This is a genomic window from Paenibacillus tyrphae, from assembly GCF_027925525.1.
Classification (GTDB): domain Bacteria; phylum Bacillota; class Bacilli; order Paenibacillales; family NBRC-103111; genus Paenibacillus_G; species Paenibacillus_G tyrfis_B.
The window spans coordinates 15,685-28,920 of the sequence record NZ_BSDJ01000007.1 but is presented as its reverse complement, the minus strand read 5'-3'; the positions used below and the strand labels follow the sequence as shown (position 1 = coordinate 28,920).

The window sequence follows — 13,236 nt, the reverse complement described above, 5'->3', positions numbered from 1 at the left end:
CGACTCCGTCATGCGGAGCGAGCCAAGAGCCGGTCCTCGCGCTATGTCTTACCCTTTGATCGCTCCGGCCGTCATCCCGCGGACGAGCTGCTTCAGACCGAGCAGCAGCAAAACAAGCGACGGCAGCAGCGCCGTCACGACACCCGCCAGCACGACGTTCCAATAGGTCAGCTCTTCGAATTGCAGCATGCTGATGCCGATCTGGACCGTGCGCATCGATTGCCCGTTCGTGACGAGCAGCGGCCACAAGTACATGTTCCAGTTGCTCAGGAACGAATATACGCCGAGCGTGGCGAGCGCGGGCTTGGCCAGCGGCAGCACGAGCCGGGCAAAGCTGCGCAGATGGCCGCAGCCGTCGATTTTGGCGGCCTCGAACAATTCGCGCGGGAGCTGCAGGAAAAACTGGCGCAGCAGAAACGTGCCGAAGGCGGTTGCCAGAAAAGGCACGATCAGTCCCTGGTAGCTGTCGAGCCAGCCCCAGCTTTTGACGGTCAAATAATTGGGAATGATCGTCACTTCCCATGGAATCATCATGGTGGACAGAAACAGCGCAAACAGGAAGCTTTTACCCGGAAATCTCATATATGCGAACGCATAGGCGGCCAGACTTGCCGTCACGAGCTGCCCCAGCATGATCGTGCCCGAGACAAGGAAGCTGTTGGCGATAAATTGGCCGACCGGAATTTGCTTGAGCACTTGAATATAGTTCTCCCAGTGCAGGCTGCTTGGCAGCAGCTTCGGCGGATACGAAGCCGATTCCGCGTTCGTCATGAACGAGGCTGCGACGGTATATAGGATCGGATACAATGTCAGCACCGCAGCGACGATGAGCACGGTGTACACGAACGTATTTTGCAAGCGCGAACTCATTGGTAATGCACCTTCCTTTCCAGAAAACGGTACTGGAGGAGGGTCAGAATCAGTACGATGGCGAACAGGATCAGCGCCTGCGCGCTGCCGATGCCGAACCGGAAGTTCACGAACGCATCTTGATAAATATTAAAGACGATGACGTCGGTGCTGTTCATTGGGCCGCCCTTGGTGAGAATGTGAATTTGTCCGAACGATTGGAACGCATGAATGACCGAGACGATCCCGACGAAAAAGAGCGTGGGAGATACGAGCGGCACCGTCAGCTGGAAAAAGGTACGCAGCGGTCCGGAGCCGTCGATTTTGGCGCTGTCGTAAATTTCCTCGGGCACGCTCTGCAAGCCGCTAAGCAGGACGATATAGTTGAAGCCGAGATTCATCCAAATCGTCATGATGGAGACGGAGACGAGCGCCCAAGCCGGATCGGTCAACCAACGGACCGGTTCCACGCCGAGCAGCGTCAAGAAATAATTGAGCGTGCCTAGCGTTGGGTGATACAGCATCATCCAGATGACCGAGCCGGTGCCGACGGAAATGGCGACAGGCAGCGAGAACACGAATTGGAATGATTTCATCCCCCGAAGCTTGCCTTGGGACAGCGCAGCGAGCAGCAGCGCAAGGGCAATGCCGACAGGGACGGTGAGAACCGTGAAGGACAGGGTGACTTTCAAGCTTTCATAAAATTTATCGGAGGTCAGCAGCTCGGTGAAGTTGTCGAGGCCGGCAAAAGCGGCGATGCGTCCCCGGGGGTCGGTCAAATGCAGGCTGAGGTAAACCGACTTCAAAAGAGGATAGAACAGAAAGATGCCGAACAGCAAAAGGGAAGGCAGCAGGAAAGCATAGGCAAGTGACGCTTCTTTCCACTGGATCACGCGCAGGCTTCGCCGGCCGGCGGCTGCCGCAGTTTGCCTCTTGGCTGAATTCGGGGCCGGACGAACCGCTGCGTTACGGTCGAGCAAGGTCATGCGGACGCTCCTTTCAGGGACTGGTCTGAACGAGCTAATTATAAAGCTGGGTTGTTATCCAAAGGTTAATTGTACGTTAAGATATTGTGGAGAACCGTTTGAAATTTACAAACTCTAAATAAACGGCGAAAATTCGGTTGTTGAAATTTTGGTAAAACTATGATAATTTATAAGCAATCTCATTACATTGTGCGGAAGAACCGCCTTATGTCATGCAATGTTTGCATGCGTAAGGCGGTTTTTTGTCGTTGTCTGCGAACGAAAGGCGGGGGAACGAAGTCATGCTGCATTACGGCTTACAACCAGGTCAGACGCTGACGGGGCGCTACCGGATCATGGCTCCTCTGGGGAGCGGCGGGATGAGCCGGGTGTTTCTGGCGGAAGATTTGAAGCTGAAGGGGAAGCGGTGGGCCGTTAAGGAGACGTATGTCGGGGACGACCCGTCCGCGGGGGAGAGCGGCCAGGAGGCGGCGCTGCGGCGGCACGTGCTGCTCAAGGAAGCGGAAACGATGAGCCGTTTGAGTCATCCGAATTTGCCGGACATCGTCGATTACGTTCCCGCCAACGCCCATGGTTTTCTGTATCTGGTCATGGATTATATCGAAGGCGAAACGCTGCTTCAGCGTTTTGAACGGCTGGGACGCCGCATGAGCGAGGGACAGGCGGCGGAAATTGCGCTGCAGCTTTGCGGGCTGCTCGATTATTTGCACTCGCTCCGTCCGGAGCCGATCATTCACCGCGATTTGAAGCCGTCCAACCTGATGCTGGACGTGGACGGACGGGTGCGCTTGATCGATTTTGGGACCGCCCGCAGCTTTAAAGCGGAGCAAGCCGCCGATACGGTGCTGCTCGGCACGGTCGGCTTTGCCGCGCCGGAGCAGTTCGACGGGCGGCAGAGCGATCCGCACACCGATCTGTACGGTCTCGGCGCGCTGCTTTATTTTTTGCTGAGCGGCGGCGCATATTACAATCCGCAAAGCCCTTACCGCGAAGCGGAAGCGGCGATCCCGCCCGGGCTCGCGCCGATCGTGCTCCGGCTGCTGCGCGCAAGCCCCGACGGCCGGTTCGCGGACGCGCGCGAAGCCGGCGCCGCGCTGGCGGGCTGGCTGGCTGCGCAGCAGCCGCAGCGGACGGCGGCGCAGGCCGGCGCGCCGCCACAGCCGGGAGCGGCGTGGACGCCGCCGCTCGTGGTGGCGGTCGGCGCCCTGTACCCGGGCGCCGGGGCCACCTTTGCCGCGCTCGCGCTCGCGCGGCAGCTTCACGATCTCGGCGTCCCGCACGCCGTGATCGAGCCGCCTGCTCCGCAGGCGGAGCTGTCCGCGCTGCTGTTCGCGGACAAGAACGCGCCGCCGGCGTATCGCTGCTACAACGCGGCGGGGCAAGGCGGCCGCCCGGACGAGCGGCCCTGGGCGGACGGCCACACGCTGTGGCTGCCCGCCGAAGAGCCCGCCCCTGGCGCGGGAGAACCGCAGCTTGACGCCGGAGGCTGGCTGAAGCTGTTTCACGCGGTCCGACGCCCGGTGTGCATCGTCGACGTCGGCGCGCAGTGGGAGCATCCCGCGGTGCGGGAGCTACTCGAAACCGCGACGGACGTCGTCTACGCCGTCGACCCTTTCGCGCATAAGCTGGAGCTTCCCGCGACGCGCCGCCGCCTGCGGCAGCTCGAAGCTTGGCTGGCGCCGGGACGGCGGCTGCACTGCTTCGCGGTGAAGGCGCTGAAGACGCCGCACACGGAAGCGTGGCTGCGTCTGCTCCCGCAGCGCCCCGCCTGCCTGCTGCCCGCGGTGGATCTGGCTGCGCTGGCCGAGGCCGGCTGGCAAGGACGGCTGCCGCACGACATGCCGCCGGTTCGGGACGCGCTTCGCGAGGCGATGCTGCCGTGGCTCAGGCGATGGCTGCCGGACGAAGTGATCCCCGCGCAGCGGGAGCGTAATCGTCTCGGTGCCGCGACCAAGCTGCTGCGGTTGTTCCAACCCAACAAATAACCCGTTTATCCAGAAAAACAGGAGGAGGTAGCGGTTTGCAGAAAGCATGGATCGTCATCACGCTGGGCTGCGTGCTGATGGCGGGATCGATATACGGATATTGGCAGTTCATGAAGCATACCGAAATTCAAGTCCGCACCATGACGACGGTCAAACCGGTAAGGATGCTGCAAAGCGGGGAAGTCGTCGAGGCTTCTATGCTCCGCAAAGCGGTCATTCCGCTGGCGGCTCACAGCTCCGAAGCCGTAACGGACCTTGAAGCGCTGATCGGCAAGACCGTGCTTGTGCCGATTGCGGACAGCGAGGAGTTGGTTTCGTGGAAATTGACCGACCGCAGTACGGTCCCCCGTACGGGAGAGCGTTATTTCAGTTTTAAGACGGATGCGGCCGTCAATGTCAACAATATGGTTCGGCGGGGCGACCGCGTCGACGTGTGGGTCGAATTTGAGACACCAAAGTTCGTCACGACCAGTTCCGGCGCGCTATGGAGCGTTGGCGCGGTCAAAATTATCGAGCAGCTCCCGGTCACGGCCGTCAAGACGGCCGAAGGGCTGGAGGTGACAGACGGAGCGACGATCGAAACGGTCGTTCAGCCGAACCAGATCCAATTGCAGAATGCCCGTTCCAAGCCGAACGGGAAGCCTGAGCTGAACACTTACATGATGAATGACGAGGTGTACGAAGCTTATGTGCTCGGCAGCATCGGCGGAAAGATTAAGCTGGCGCTGCCCGACCTGTCTGCACCGGCCGCCGTCTCGGGAACGGTTACGGGATTGTTTCAGGAGCTTAAGGAAGCGGATTTGTTCAGTAAAACCAAGCCCCAGGTTCAAGTGAAAGGCGAGCTGAATCGAAGCCAAGTCAGCGGTAAGGAAAAGGAGCCCGCCGCTGCGCAAGGGAACGGCAGCGCTTCGCCAGGACTCAAAGCAACGGAGGTGAAACCGGCATCATGAAGCTATTGTTCGCACACCCGCAGGCCGGCGCCGCTGACCTGCTGGGGTCGCAATTAAGCCGTTCCGGCCCGGATTCGGACGGCATCGTAACGGTACAGCACCGCGACCGGTTGTTCGCGCGGCTGGAAGAACCGTTCGACGTCGTTGCCGTCCATACCGGCCTGTTCTACGATTCGTATCCTTGGGATTGGATGCCGGAGATCCGGCGCAAGCAGCCTCAGGCCCGCGTCGTCGTAGCCCCGGACGAGGCCGTATACGATTCGTTCATGCTGGAGGCGCTGACGCGGCTGGCGGAGACGCTCGGTTTCGCCGTTTTGCCACTGGGCGGAACGGAGCAGGAGACGTTCGAGGCGCTCGCCGCTTCCGTCGAAGGGCGCAGCGTCCGCAGAGCGACGGGCGATAAGCGAAGCGGTATCGTGGTTGCCGTCTGGTCTGCGAGCAGCAAGGATGGGGCGACGACGGTCGCCGTCAATACGGCGCTTGCGCTGGCTTCGGCGAACCGGCTGCGCGTCGGGCTGATCGACGCGAATCTGCGCAATCCGGAAATTCGCTCGCAGTTAAATTTGACGGAGACGGACCGCAGCCAGTTCAAGCTGCGGCCGAAGCTGCAGACGCACACGCTGCAGCCGGAAGACTTGCTTGATTCCTGCATGACATATCGGAAGATGAACGGACTGCATATTTTGACCGGCTCGCCCCGCCGTGACACCGCGCTCGATATGACGCCGGAAATGATGGCGCATTTGCTGCAGACGGCCAGATCCGTATTCGACGTGACGCTGGTCGATCTGAACGCCTACCCGGATAACGCCGCGACGGTGTGTACCGTTCGCGGAGCCGACATCCGCTGGCTCGTTGCCCAAAACAATTATGCTTCCTACCGCACGAGTTGGCGGGAATGGTTTGACTGCTATTGGAAATATTGCGGCCTTACTCCGTCCGACATCTCGCTGATTCTCAACCGCACGTCGGCGGACGATAAGCCCGAACGGATCGCGGACGCGCTGCACATGTCTTTGGGCGCATCGATTCCGAATGTGCCCGGCGGTCTCGGCATGAAAGCCGTGCACGAAGGGGTACCCCTTTACTTGCTGCCGAAGGCGGAGCCGTTCACGGAAGCGATCGACGGGCTGGCGGCTTCGCTGACGAAGCGGGCGGAAGGAGACGTACAGGGAACGGAGCTTGCCCCAGGCCGGCGGCATAAACCGGGGTGGATCTCCAGATTGAGCGCCTTGTTCGGATAGGAGGGACGGATTTGTCATTACCGACAGCCCATCGAGGAGGCGGGCGGATGCGCCCGAGAATCCGATTCGACGCCGGGCAATATTTGAAGGATTTGATGCAGGCGGACCAGGCGCGTGAGCGTATGCCGGTCTCATGGTCGAGCCTGAACGCGGCCGGGCATAAAAAAGGAGTACAGCAGATGCCGCTTTCTGATGCGGTGAAGTTGGTGTACGAGCATTTAACCGAGCGCTCCAAGAAGGATCAGGCGCTGTACGAAGATATTTTGCAAGCCGGGCTTGGCGAGCCGCTAGCGCAAGTGCGGATGAAGGCGGTTATCGATACGCTGCTGACTGAATACCGCATCGATATCGAACCGGACACGCTGACGCCGCCGCTGACCCCGACGGAATGCGTATTTGCCGACACGTGCGGTGCCGGGTTGATCGAGGATTTGTACCGGCTGCCCGATGTGGAAGAGGTTCAGGTCATCGGCTGCGACATCTTTCTGCTTCGCGGCGGAGAGATGACGCGTCACGCACGCCGGTTCGCTTCGCTTGCCGACGTTTTGCTGCTGCAAGACCGTTTGGCGCTGTGCGGCAAAAAGCCGATCAACGAACGGCAGCCGTTCATCCAGTCCTATTTGTGGAACCGTTCGCGGCTCGTGATGACCCGGCCGCCTTATTCCGATGTCCCGAGCATTCATATCCGCAATTTCATCGTCAAGGACGTGACTCTTGAGCTGCTTGCCGATTTACATACATTGAACGAGTCGATGGCTCGTCTCCTGCGCCTGCTGGTCCGCTACCATGCCAGCTTTTTGATCGGCGGAGGCACGGCGACCGGCAAGACGACGTTTTTGTTCGCGCTAGCGCAGGAAATTCCGGAGAACGAACGGATTCGGACGCTGGAGAAAGAATTCGAGGTCGCGCTCCGCGAGCGGCTGCGGGGGAACCGGAACATTTTGGCCGTCCGGGAAGTGGATGAGATCGGGTTGAGCATGGAGGAATCATTCAAGCCGCTGCTTGTGATGAGCCCGCATTGGGTAATCGTCGGTGAAGCGAAAGGCTCTGAGGTGTCCCAGATGGTGCAGGGCGCGCTGCGCGGCCACGACATGATGGGCACGATGCATACGAAGTACCGCGATTCGTTTATCAGCGACGTCGTGGATATGATCAAGCAGGATGGGCGGCAGCATGACCAGACCGATACCGTTCGGCGCGTAGCCCGGGCGTTTAACCTTATTGTGTTTTTGCGGCTGGTGCGCATCGGCGGCAAGCCGGTTCGGGTAGCGACGGAAATTACGGAGCTTTCCGTGGATGAATGGCAAACGGTACATATTCGTCCGCTTGTCGAATGGGATTTTCAGCGGCAGACGTGGAGGTTTACCGGTGAGCGTTTCAGCCGTTCGCTGATGGACCATCTCGTGGCAAACGGAGCCAATCCCGACGAGTTTCGGGAATTGGGGGTATGGGGAGCATGAGCGTATCGGCACAGCTCATTCAAGGCAGTCTGAAGGGCCTGCTCTTCGGCTGTTGGATCGTCGGGTCGCTGCTGCTGGTGTTGTGGTTGCTGCGGATGACGGGGGCCGGGGCGGCCCGGCGCCTCCGCTACAGGTCGCTCGGGGGAGATCGCGGCCGTCGAACCTTGGGAGGCTCGCTCACCGGGCTTAAGCCTATCCGGCATCTGGCCGAGGAAATGGAAGTCGCCGAGCTCAAGATCGGGGTTGAGGTGATCGGCGCGATCATGCTGCTGTTGGCGTTTGTCGGATTTTTCGGCTCGGATGCAGCCGTGCAGATGATGCAGCAGCGTTTTGCCGTCGGCGCGGACCGGCTGCAGAGCTTCCACGTATGGACGCTCAGCGGCGCTATCGCTTTTTTGCTCGGTTCGTTTCCTTATTTTTATGTCCGTTTTCGCGTTCAGCGCAAGCGTCACCGGATTGCGAATCGCATGATCATGCTGGTACAGAACTTGATCGGCCATTACCGTCCCCGGCTGACGCTGGCCGAAGTGATCGTCAAAGCGTCAAAGACAATGCCGGACGAGGTCCAAAGCGAATGGAGACGCCTGGAGCTCGCGCTTCATATGAAATCGGTCGATGAAGCGATGTACGAGTTTGCGCGCCGAATTCAAAGCGAATGGGCCGACGATCTCGCGGATTTGCTGCTGATCGGCTCGCACTACGGGACCGACGTCACCGAATCGCTGCATCACTTGGTCGGTAAGATGCAGGCCGCCAAGCGGCACGAAGAGAACCGGCTTGCCATGATTACCGTTTACCGGCTCGGGACGACCTTTATGATCGGCTTCGCCTTCTTCGTTGTCGGCTTCAACATTTACGCGGACGGGGCGAACTACCGCCACTATTTCGTCGACCCGGTCGGCAAGTCGCTGCTGATCGTTTCCAGCGCCGTCATGTTTATTTCGATGATCATGGTCATCAAGTCGGGCCGAAAAGCGTTTTAAGCGAGCGATGGATTAGACGGTTGGCAAAACTTTTGTGGTGATGCAATATTCTGCATCCCGGAAAGGAGAATGGCTCATGGCAGGGATGGTTTCAAACGGTTGGATGCTGGCTTTTCAAGCGCTGTTTGCCCTGTTGTTCATAGCGGGCAGCGCGCTGCTGTGGTTCCCGCTTCTCGGACGCCTCCGCTTCGGAAGGGCCAGCCGTTTGGCGATGATGCTGGAATCTCTGAAGCGGCGGGAGCATCGGATGCTTGCCAAGGACCGGCAGGAGGAAGCGCTGAGTCCCAAGGCGCGCGCGTTTGACGAGAAAGCCCGACTGGCCGGTCTGCCTGCGGATTGGGGCTATCAGCGCTTTCGTCTGCTTCGCGCGGGGCTCGCTCTCCTGATGCTGCTGGTCGGCTTTATGGCTCAAGCGGCGGCAAGCCCCGATTTGCTTGCGAATTCGGGGCTCGGCCCACGGTTCGGATTGGGGCTCAAGCTGCTGCTTTGCACCGCTTTGGGCTGGTGGGTCCCGCCATTATTCGTCCATGTGGCGGCGGCGCAGAAGCGGACCGGGTATCTGCTCGAAATCGCCAAGCTGTCTCAGCGGCTGTCGATCTGTGTCAGCGAGAAGGCGGACATTCGGGAAATGCTGATTCGCGCCGGACGGCCGCTCAAGCTGTTGAAGCCGCATTTGCAGGAGTTGACGGTCATGTGGGGCAAAGACCAGCGGTCCGCCATTTGGCGCTTTAAGGAAGCGGTCGGCATCTCGGAGGTGTTCCCGCTCGTTAACGCATTGGATGCGGTCTGCCAAGCCGATACGAACGAAATGGCCAAGGTGCTCAAGGAGCAGACCGCCAGCATCGAAGCGACACTGACAGCGGATATTCAACGCAAACTGGAGAACGCGCCGATTTGGATCAGCTTTTATATCATGATTCCGTTCGCCGTTATCGTTCTGCTGTTTTTGTACCCATGGATCGTCACCATATCCGAGCAGCTGATGACAAGCTTCGAAGGTTAGCGCAGGGAAAGGCGGGACGTACATGTCCAAAATCGTAATTGCCATGCTGATGGCGGTGCTGCTGGGCGGCGCTACGCTGTATGTGCTTGGCGCGCAGATCGTTCCGGCGACAGGAACGGCGGGAACGAAGACGAACACGCAAATCAACCATGCGTTTCAATGAGACGATAACGATTGCAAAGGGGAGAGAGCCATGGGGAAGTTAGTCATTGCCTGCTTGTTGACCGTTCTGCTGGGCGGTGCGGCGATGTTCGTCGCAGGAACGAAGGTCGGTCCGGCAGTAGGGGATAAGGGAGGAAGGCTCAACACAAGCATCTCGGGAGCGCAGGTGGATGTACACAGCGGCTCCGTCAGCACGACCGCACCATAATCTAAACGACAGAAAAGGATGAGAGCCTGTGGGAAAACTGGTTATTGCCTGCTTATTGACGGTATTGCTCGGCGGAGCGGCTATGTTTGTAGCCGGATCGAAGGTTGGTCCTGCGGTAGGGGGCAAGGGAACGAAACTTTACGAGAGCGTGACCCAGGCAACGGTCAATCAAACAAGCGGCGAAGCTACCTTGAAGCAGCCTTGAACCATGAGCAAACTAATTACGTTATGTTTAGCGGTCGTACTCATTTTCGGCATTTCGATTTATATTTTTCAACCTGCCGGCGGCGCCGGTCTGAAGCAGCAGGTTCGCAACGGTCATACGACGGTTACGAATCAGGTGCGCAGCTTCGATTATGTCACAAATTGACGGTGATGTTGTAATGAAAAGCAAAATCGCTGCTTTTCTGCAGGACGAGCAGGGGATGGCCAACGTCCTCGTAACGCTCTTCTTAATGCCTGTGCTGCTATTTCTTTCGCTTGCGATCGTCCCGTTCTTCGTGTATACGATGAAGGCGGATCATCTGAATACGATTGCTAATCATGCGCTCAAGGAAATGGAAGCGGTCGGCTATTTAAGTCCGACGGTGGAGTCCAATATGAATGCCAGATTAGCCACGCTCGGAATGGGGGACGTGACGGTGAACGGTATGGCTTATCCGTCCTATATGGGGAGCACTCGGAGCAAAGTGCTTCGCGATGCCGCTGACCCGACGGTGAAGCTCGTCCTCAAGTATCCGGCACCGAATTTGAGCCGCATGCTGAACGCCATCGGGGGCGGAGGGAACGCATCGGCCCAAGAAGGGTTTTATTATTTGGTGCTTTACGGAAAAAGCGAGGCTTACGAATAACTCGCAGCAATTTTGCTGGAAAAGGAGGGAGATATGTGTGCGGCGGGCATGGCAGTGTCGGTTGAGAGCGGGAGTGTACGGGTTGCTGAAGGATGAAAAGGGGAGCGCGCATTTGCTGCTGTTTGGCTTGCTCGGCATGATTACAGCCGCCTTTATTTGGGTCATTGCGTTCAATTGGATGATGCAGACGTACGGCATGAACAAAACCAAACCGCTGCTTGACCGTGCCACGCATGCGGCCTCGTTGGATATCGTGCCGGAGGAGGCGGCGCTCGGCCGGCTCGTGTGGGACAGCACGAAGGGGACGGATGATTTTTACCGGTACCTTCGGCTGAACCTGAAGCTGGACAGCGATCTGACGCCGGAAGAGGGCAGCCATCTTCGCGAGGCTCCCGTTGTGCATCATTTGGAATTTGTCACCAGCCCCGCGTATCCTTATGTGCTTCAACGAACGGTTACCGTTCACACCGGCACTGCCAAGCAAACGACGCGCAGCATTCAGGTGACGATTTATGGGCCGTCCGTCGTCGCCATCGTCGAACTGAACCAGCCTTTGCTCGGTCTTTCCCGCAGTGAGCCGGCTGTGCTCAGCAGCGTCGCCAGCGTCCGATTCCGTTAACTTTCATGGACTGAGGCCTTTTTCGTTCAAGGCCCTCTTTGCATTTTCCAGTTGCGGCAGGTAATGTAGAGATACAGGATATCTGCCATAGGAGGTACTGAACATGCACGAATACGCACAACGCATCGGACGCTTGCAGGAGAAGCTGCAGGGCCATCAGCTTGACGGCATGATGATTACGCAAAATGTGGACTTGTATTATTTGACCGGTTCTATGCAGACCGGTTATCTGATCGTTCCTGCGGAAGGCGAGCCGCGCTTTTACGTTCGCCGCAGCGTCGCGCGTGCACAGGAGGAATCCGCAGTCGCAGTAGAGCCGCTTGGCTCATTCCGCGCCTTTGGCGCCCAACTGGCCCAGACGTTTCCGCAGCTTGCCTCCGGCTCAGCTGTGATGCTTGCCGCTGAATTCGACGTGCTGCCCGTGCAGCAATGGCAGCGGCTGCAAAGCGTGCTTCCGCATGTTGTGTGGAAGGACGGTTCTATGCTGATCCGGGAGACGCGTATGATTAAATCGCCGAACGAGATCTCTTGTATCCGTGAAGCTGCACAAATCATCGACGGCGCTCTTGAGAATGCGCTGGCGAGGCTTCAGCCGGGCATGACCGAATTGGAGCTGATGAGCGCCGTCGAGCACTATATCCGGCTGCACGGACATATCGGAGTAATGCGTTTGCGCGGATATAACCAAGAAGTACTTACGGGGGTGATCGGCGCAGGCGAAGCGGTTGCCAAGCCGACCTATTTTGACGGCCCTGGGGGCGGTCAAGGACTCGGTCCGGCAGTCCCGCAGAGCGTAAGCCGGCGGCCGATCGAGCGGAACGAGCCGATCTTGATCGATATCGGATGCTGCATCGACGGATATGTGATCGATCAGACCCGGACAGCCGTGATCGGCGATTTGCCGGACGACCTGCGGCAGGCATATGACGTATCCGAAGCGATCATCCGCAGCATCGAATCGATGCTGAAGCCCGGTACGTTGTGCGAGCAGCTCTACCTACACTCGCTTGTCATGGCCCAGGAAGCCGGGCTCGGCGACCATTATATGGGCTTCGGCGACGATCAGGTCAAATTTCTAGGACACGGTATCGGTCTGGAGGTCGACGAGCTGCCTGTGCTCGCCAAGGGCTTCCGGTATCCGCTGGAGCCGGGGATGGTTATTGCGATCGAACCGAAGTTCACCTTCCCCGGGCGAGGGGTTGTCGGGATCGAGAACAGCTACGCGGTGACGGACACCGGCTTCGAGAAGCTGACCGTATCACGCGAAGGGCTCATCCGGTTATAAGGCGTATGTGCGCCAAATGGTGCCGGCCGTGCCAAGCGTACAGCCCAATATTTTGATCCAGCCGGATGATGCCGTTGTCCGGATGACGAAATTCTCTTGCAAGCTCCTCATCCGAGAGTCCGCGCAGCAGCAATACCCATCGTTCGTGCAAGGCGTCCAGCAGCGCAAGCGATAACGCAACCGGGGCTTGCCGGGTATCCGGAAGCTCCGCCCAGCGTTCCTCCCGATACGGCTTGATCACGGGCACTTCCTCCGTCAATGCCAGCTTAAAGCGAATGAAGCTGTTCATATGGCTGTCCGCCATATGATGAACAACCTGCCTCACGGTCCATCCTCCTAGCCGGTACGGTGTATCAAGCTGTGTCTCACTGGCTGCTTGAACAGCCGTTCTCACCTGCTGCGGCAGCCGGGCAATATCATCGATCCAAGACGCAATCGTCTCCGCATCCGGCTTTGCCGGAGCTTCGTACTGTCCGATCGGAAACCTCAAATGGTCTGTCATGAATACCCCACACCTTTCCGCTTATTTGCTCTTTTTTTTCAAACGCACGCCATAGTAGGAACGCTATTTTCTTTTAATTACTTTAGCACAAAAAAGATAAAATTGAAGGCCAATCCCTTCCAAATCTAGCCTAGTAATCTATGTCTCTT

16 protein-coding genes are annotated in these 13,236 nt (G+C 58.5%); 13 read left to right on the top strand and 3 right to left on the bottom strand.

Annotated elements, in window-relative coordinates; translation table 11 throughout:
- Positions 1 to 48 precede the first annotated feature (48 nt).
- Positions 49 to 870 carry a carbohydrate ABC transporter permease gene (locus QMG93_RS10195; protein WP_281936006.1) on the bottom strand — a complete coding sequence of 274 codons (822 nt, stop codon included), beginning with the start codon at positions 868 to 870 and terminating at the stop codon, positions 49 to 51.
- Positions 867 to 1,835 carry a carbohydrate ABC transporter permease gene (locus QMG93_RS10190; protein WP_281936004.1) on the bottom strand — a complete coding sequence of 323 codons (969 nt, stop codon included), beginning with the start codon at positions 1,833 to 1,835 and terminating at the stop codon, positions 867 to 869. The genes QMG93_RS10195 and QMG93_RS10190 overlap by 4 nt, the downstream gene beginning before the upstream one ends.
- A 248-nt stretch (positions 1,836 to 2,083) precedes the next feature.
- Between QMG93_RS10190 and QMG93_RS10185 the strand changes: the two genes are divergently transcribed.
- From QMG93_RS10185 to QMG93_RS10125, 13 genes are all read left to right on the top strand, one after another.
- Positions 2,084 to 3,820, top strand: coding sequence for a serine/threonine-protein kinase (locus QMG93_RS10185; protein ID WP_281936002.1), 1,737 nt, complete (start codon positions 2,084 to 2,086; stop codon positions 3,818 to 3,820).
- A gap of 35 nt (positions 3,821 to 3,855) precedes the next feature.
- Positions 3,856 to 4,770: a hypothetical protein gene (locus QMG93_RS10180; RefSeq protein WP_281936000.1), complete on the top strand. Its 915-nt coding sequence runs from the start codon at positions 3,856 to 3,858 to the stop codon at positions 4,768 to 4,770.
- Positions 4,767 to 6,014, top strand: coding sequence for an AAA family ATPase (locus QMG93_RS10175; protein ID WP_281935998.1), 1,248 nt, complete (start codon positions 4,767 to 4,769; stop codon positions 6,012 to 6,014). The genes QMG93_RS10180 and QMG93_RS10175 overlap by 4 nt, the downstream gene beginning before the upstream one ends.
- A 47-nt stretch (positions 6,015 to 6,061) precedes the next feature.
- Entirely contained in the window at positions 6,062 to 7,474 is a 1,413-nt protein-coding gene (locus QMG93_RS10170; protein ID WP_281935996.1) for an ATPase, T2SS/T4P/T4SS family, read from the top strand.
- Positions 7,471 to 8,457, top strand: coding sequence for a type II secretion system F family protein (locus QMG93_RS10165; RefSeq protein ID WP_281935994.1), 987 nt, complete (start codon positions 7,471 to 7,473; stop codon positions 8,455 to 8,457). The genes QMG93_RS10170 and QMG93_RS10165 overlap by 4 nt, the downstream gene beginning before the upstream one ends.
- 76 nt (positions 8,458 to 8,533) lie before the next feature.
- A complete protein-coding gene (locus QMG93_RS10160; RefSeq protein ID WP_281935992.1) occupies positions 8,534 to 9,460 on the top strand; it encodes a hypothetical protein in 927 nt (308 codons plus the stop codon).
- 22 nt (positions 9,461 to 9,482) lie between these two features.
- The gene (locus QMG93_RS10155) at positions 9,483 to 9,623 is read left to right on the top strand and encodes a hypothetical protein (RefSeq protein WP_010502152.1); all 141 of its coding nucleotides are present in this window, start codon (positions 9,483 to 9,485) and stop codon (positions 9,621 to 9,623) included.
- Positions 9,624 to 9,653: 30 nt separating this feature from the next.
- Positions 9,654 to 9,830: a hypothetical protein gene (locus QMG93_RS10150; RefSeq protein ID WP_164824350.1), complete on the top strand. Its 177-nt coding sequence runs from the start codon at positions 9,654 to 9,656 to the stop codon at positions 9,828 to 9,830.
- 28 nt (positions 9,831 to 9,858) lie between these two features.
- Entirely contained in the window at positions 9,859 to 10,035 is a 177-nt protein-coding gene (locus QMG93_RS10145) for a hypothetical protein (protein ID WP_010502154.1), read from the top strand.
- A 3-nt stretch (positions 10,036 to 10,038) separates the two neighbouring features.
- Positions 10,039 to 10,200, top strand: coding sequence for a hypothetical protein (locus QMG93_RS10140; RefSeq protein ID WP_010502157.1), 162 nt, complete (start codon positions 10,039 to 10,041; stop codon positions 10,198 to 10,200).
- A 13-nt stretch (positions 10,201 to 10,213) separates the two neighbouring features.
- The gene (locus QMG93_RS10135) at positions 10,214 to 10,681 is read left to right on the top strand and encodes a hypothetical protein (RefSeq protein ID WP_281935986.1); all 468 of its coding nucleotides are present in this window, start codon (positions 10,214 to 10,216) and stop codon (positions 10,679 to 10,681) included.
- Between the two features lie 37 nt (positions 10,682 to 10,718).
- On the top strand, positions 10,719 to 11,300 hold the full coding sequence (locus tag QMG93_RS10130; protein WP_281935984.1) for a hypothetical protein: 582 nt from the start codon (positions 10,719 to 10,721) through the stop codon (positions 11,298 to 11,300).
- Positions 11,301 to 11,403: 103 nt separating this feature from the next.
- Positions 11,404 to 12,585 (top strand): M24 family metallopeptidase, encoded by a 1,182-nt coding sequence (locus QMG93_RS10125; protein ID WP_281935982.1) that lies wholly within the window; start codon positions 11,404 to 11,406, stop codon positions 12,583 to 12,585.
- On the opposite strand, the gene QMG93_RS10120 is transcribed toward QMG93_RS10125, so the two are convergent.
- Positions 12,572 to 13,087, bottom strand: coding sequence for a YfiT family bacillithiol transferase (locus tag QMG93_RS10120; protein ID WP_281935980.1), 516 nt, complete (start codon positions 13,085 to 13,087; stop codon positions 12,572 to 12,574). The two genes, QMG93_RS10125 and QMG93_RS10120, sit on opposite strands and share 14 nt — an antisense overlap.
- Positions 13,088 to 13,236 lie beyond the last annotated feature (149 nt).

Coding starts and splice junctions, on each gene's coding strand:
- QMG93_RS10120 (WP_281935980.1), bottom strand. CDS start 13,087: ATGACAGACCATTTGAGGTTTCCGATCGGACAGTACGAAGCTCCGGCA.
- QMG93_RS10165 (WP_281935994.1), top strand. CDS start 7,471: ATGAGCGTATCGGCACAGCTCATTCAAGGCAGTCTGAAGGGCCTGCTC.
- QMG93_RS10190 (WP_281936004.1), bottom strand. CDS start 1,835: ATGACCTTGCTCGACCGTAACGCAGCGGTTCGTCCGGCCCCGAATTCA.
- QMG93_RS10195 (WP_281936006.1), bottom strand. CDS start 870: ATGAGTTCGCGCTTGCAAAATACGTTCGTGTACACCGTGCTCATCGTC.
- QMG93_RS10175 (WP_281935998.1), top strand. CDS start 4,767: ATGAAGCTATTGTTCGCACACCCGCAGGCCGGCGCCGCTGACCTGCTG.
- QMG93_RS10125 (WP_281935982.1), top strand. CDS start 11,404: ATGCACGAATACGCACAACGCATCGGACGCTTGCAGGAGAAGCTGCAG.
- QMG93_RS10135 (WP_281935986.1), top strand. CDS start 10,214: ATGAAAAGCAAAATCGCTGCTTTTCTGCAGGACGAGCAGGGGATGGCC.
- QMG93_RS10155 (WP_010502152.1), top strand. CDS start 9,483: ATGTCCAAAATCGTAATTGCCATGCTGATGGCGGTGCTGCTGGGCGGC.
- QMG93_RS10140 (WP_010502157.1), top strand. CDS start 10,039: ATGAGCAAACTAATTACGTTATGTTTAGCGGTCGTACTCATTTTCGGC.
- QMG93_RS10170 (WP_281935996.1), top strand. CDS start 6,062: ATGCGCCCGAGAATCCGATTCGACGCCGGGCAATATTTGAAGGATTTG.
- QMG93_RS10160 (WP_281935992.1), top strand. CDS start 8,534: ATGGCAGGGATGGTTTCAAACGGTTGGATGCTGGCTTTTCAAGCGCTG.
- QMG93_RS10150 (WP_164824350.1), top strand. CDS start 9,654: ATGGGGAAGTTAGTCATTGCCTGCTTGTTGACCGTTCTGCTGGGCGGT.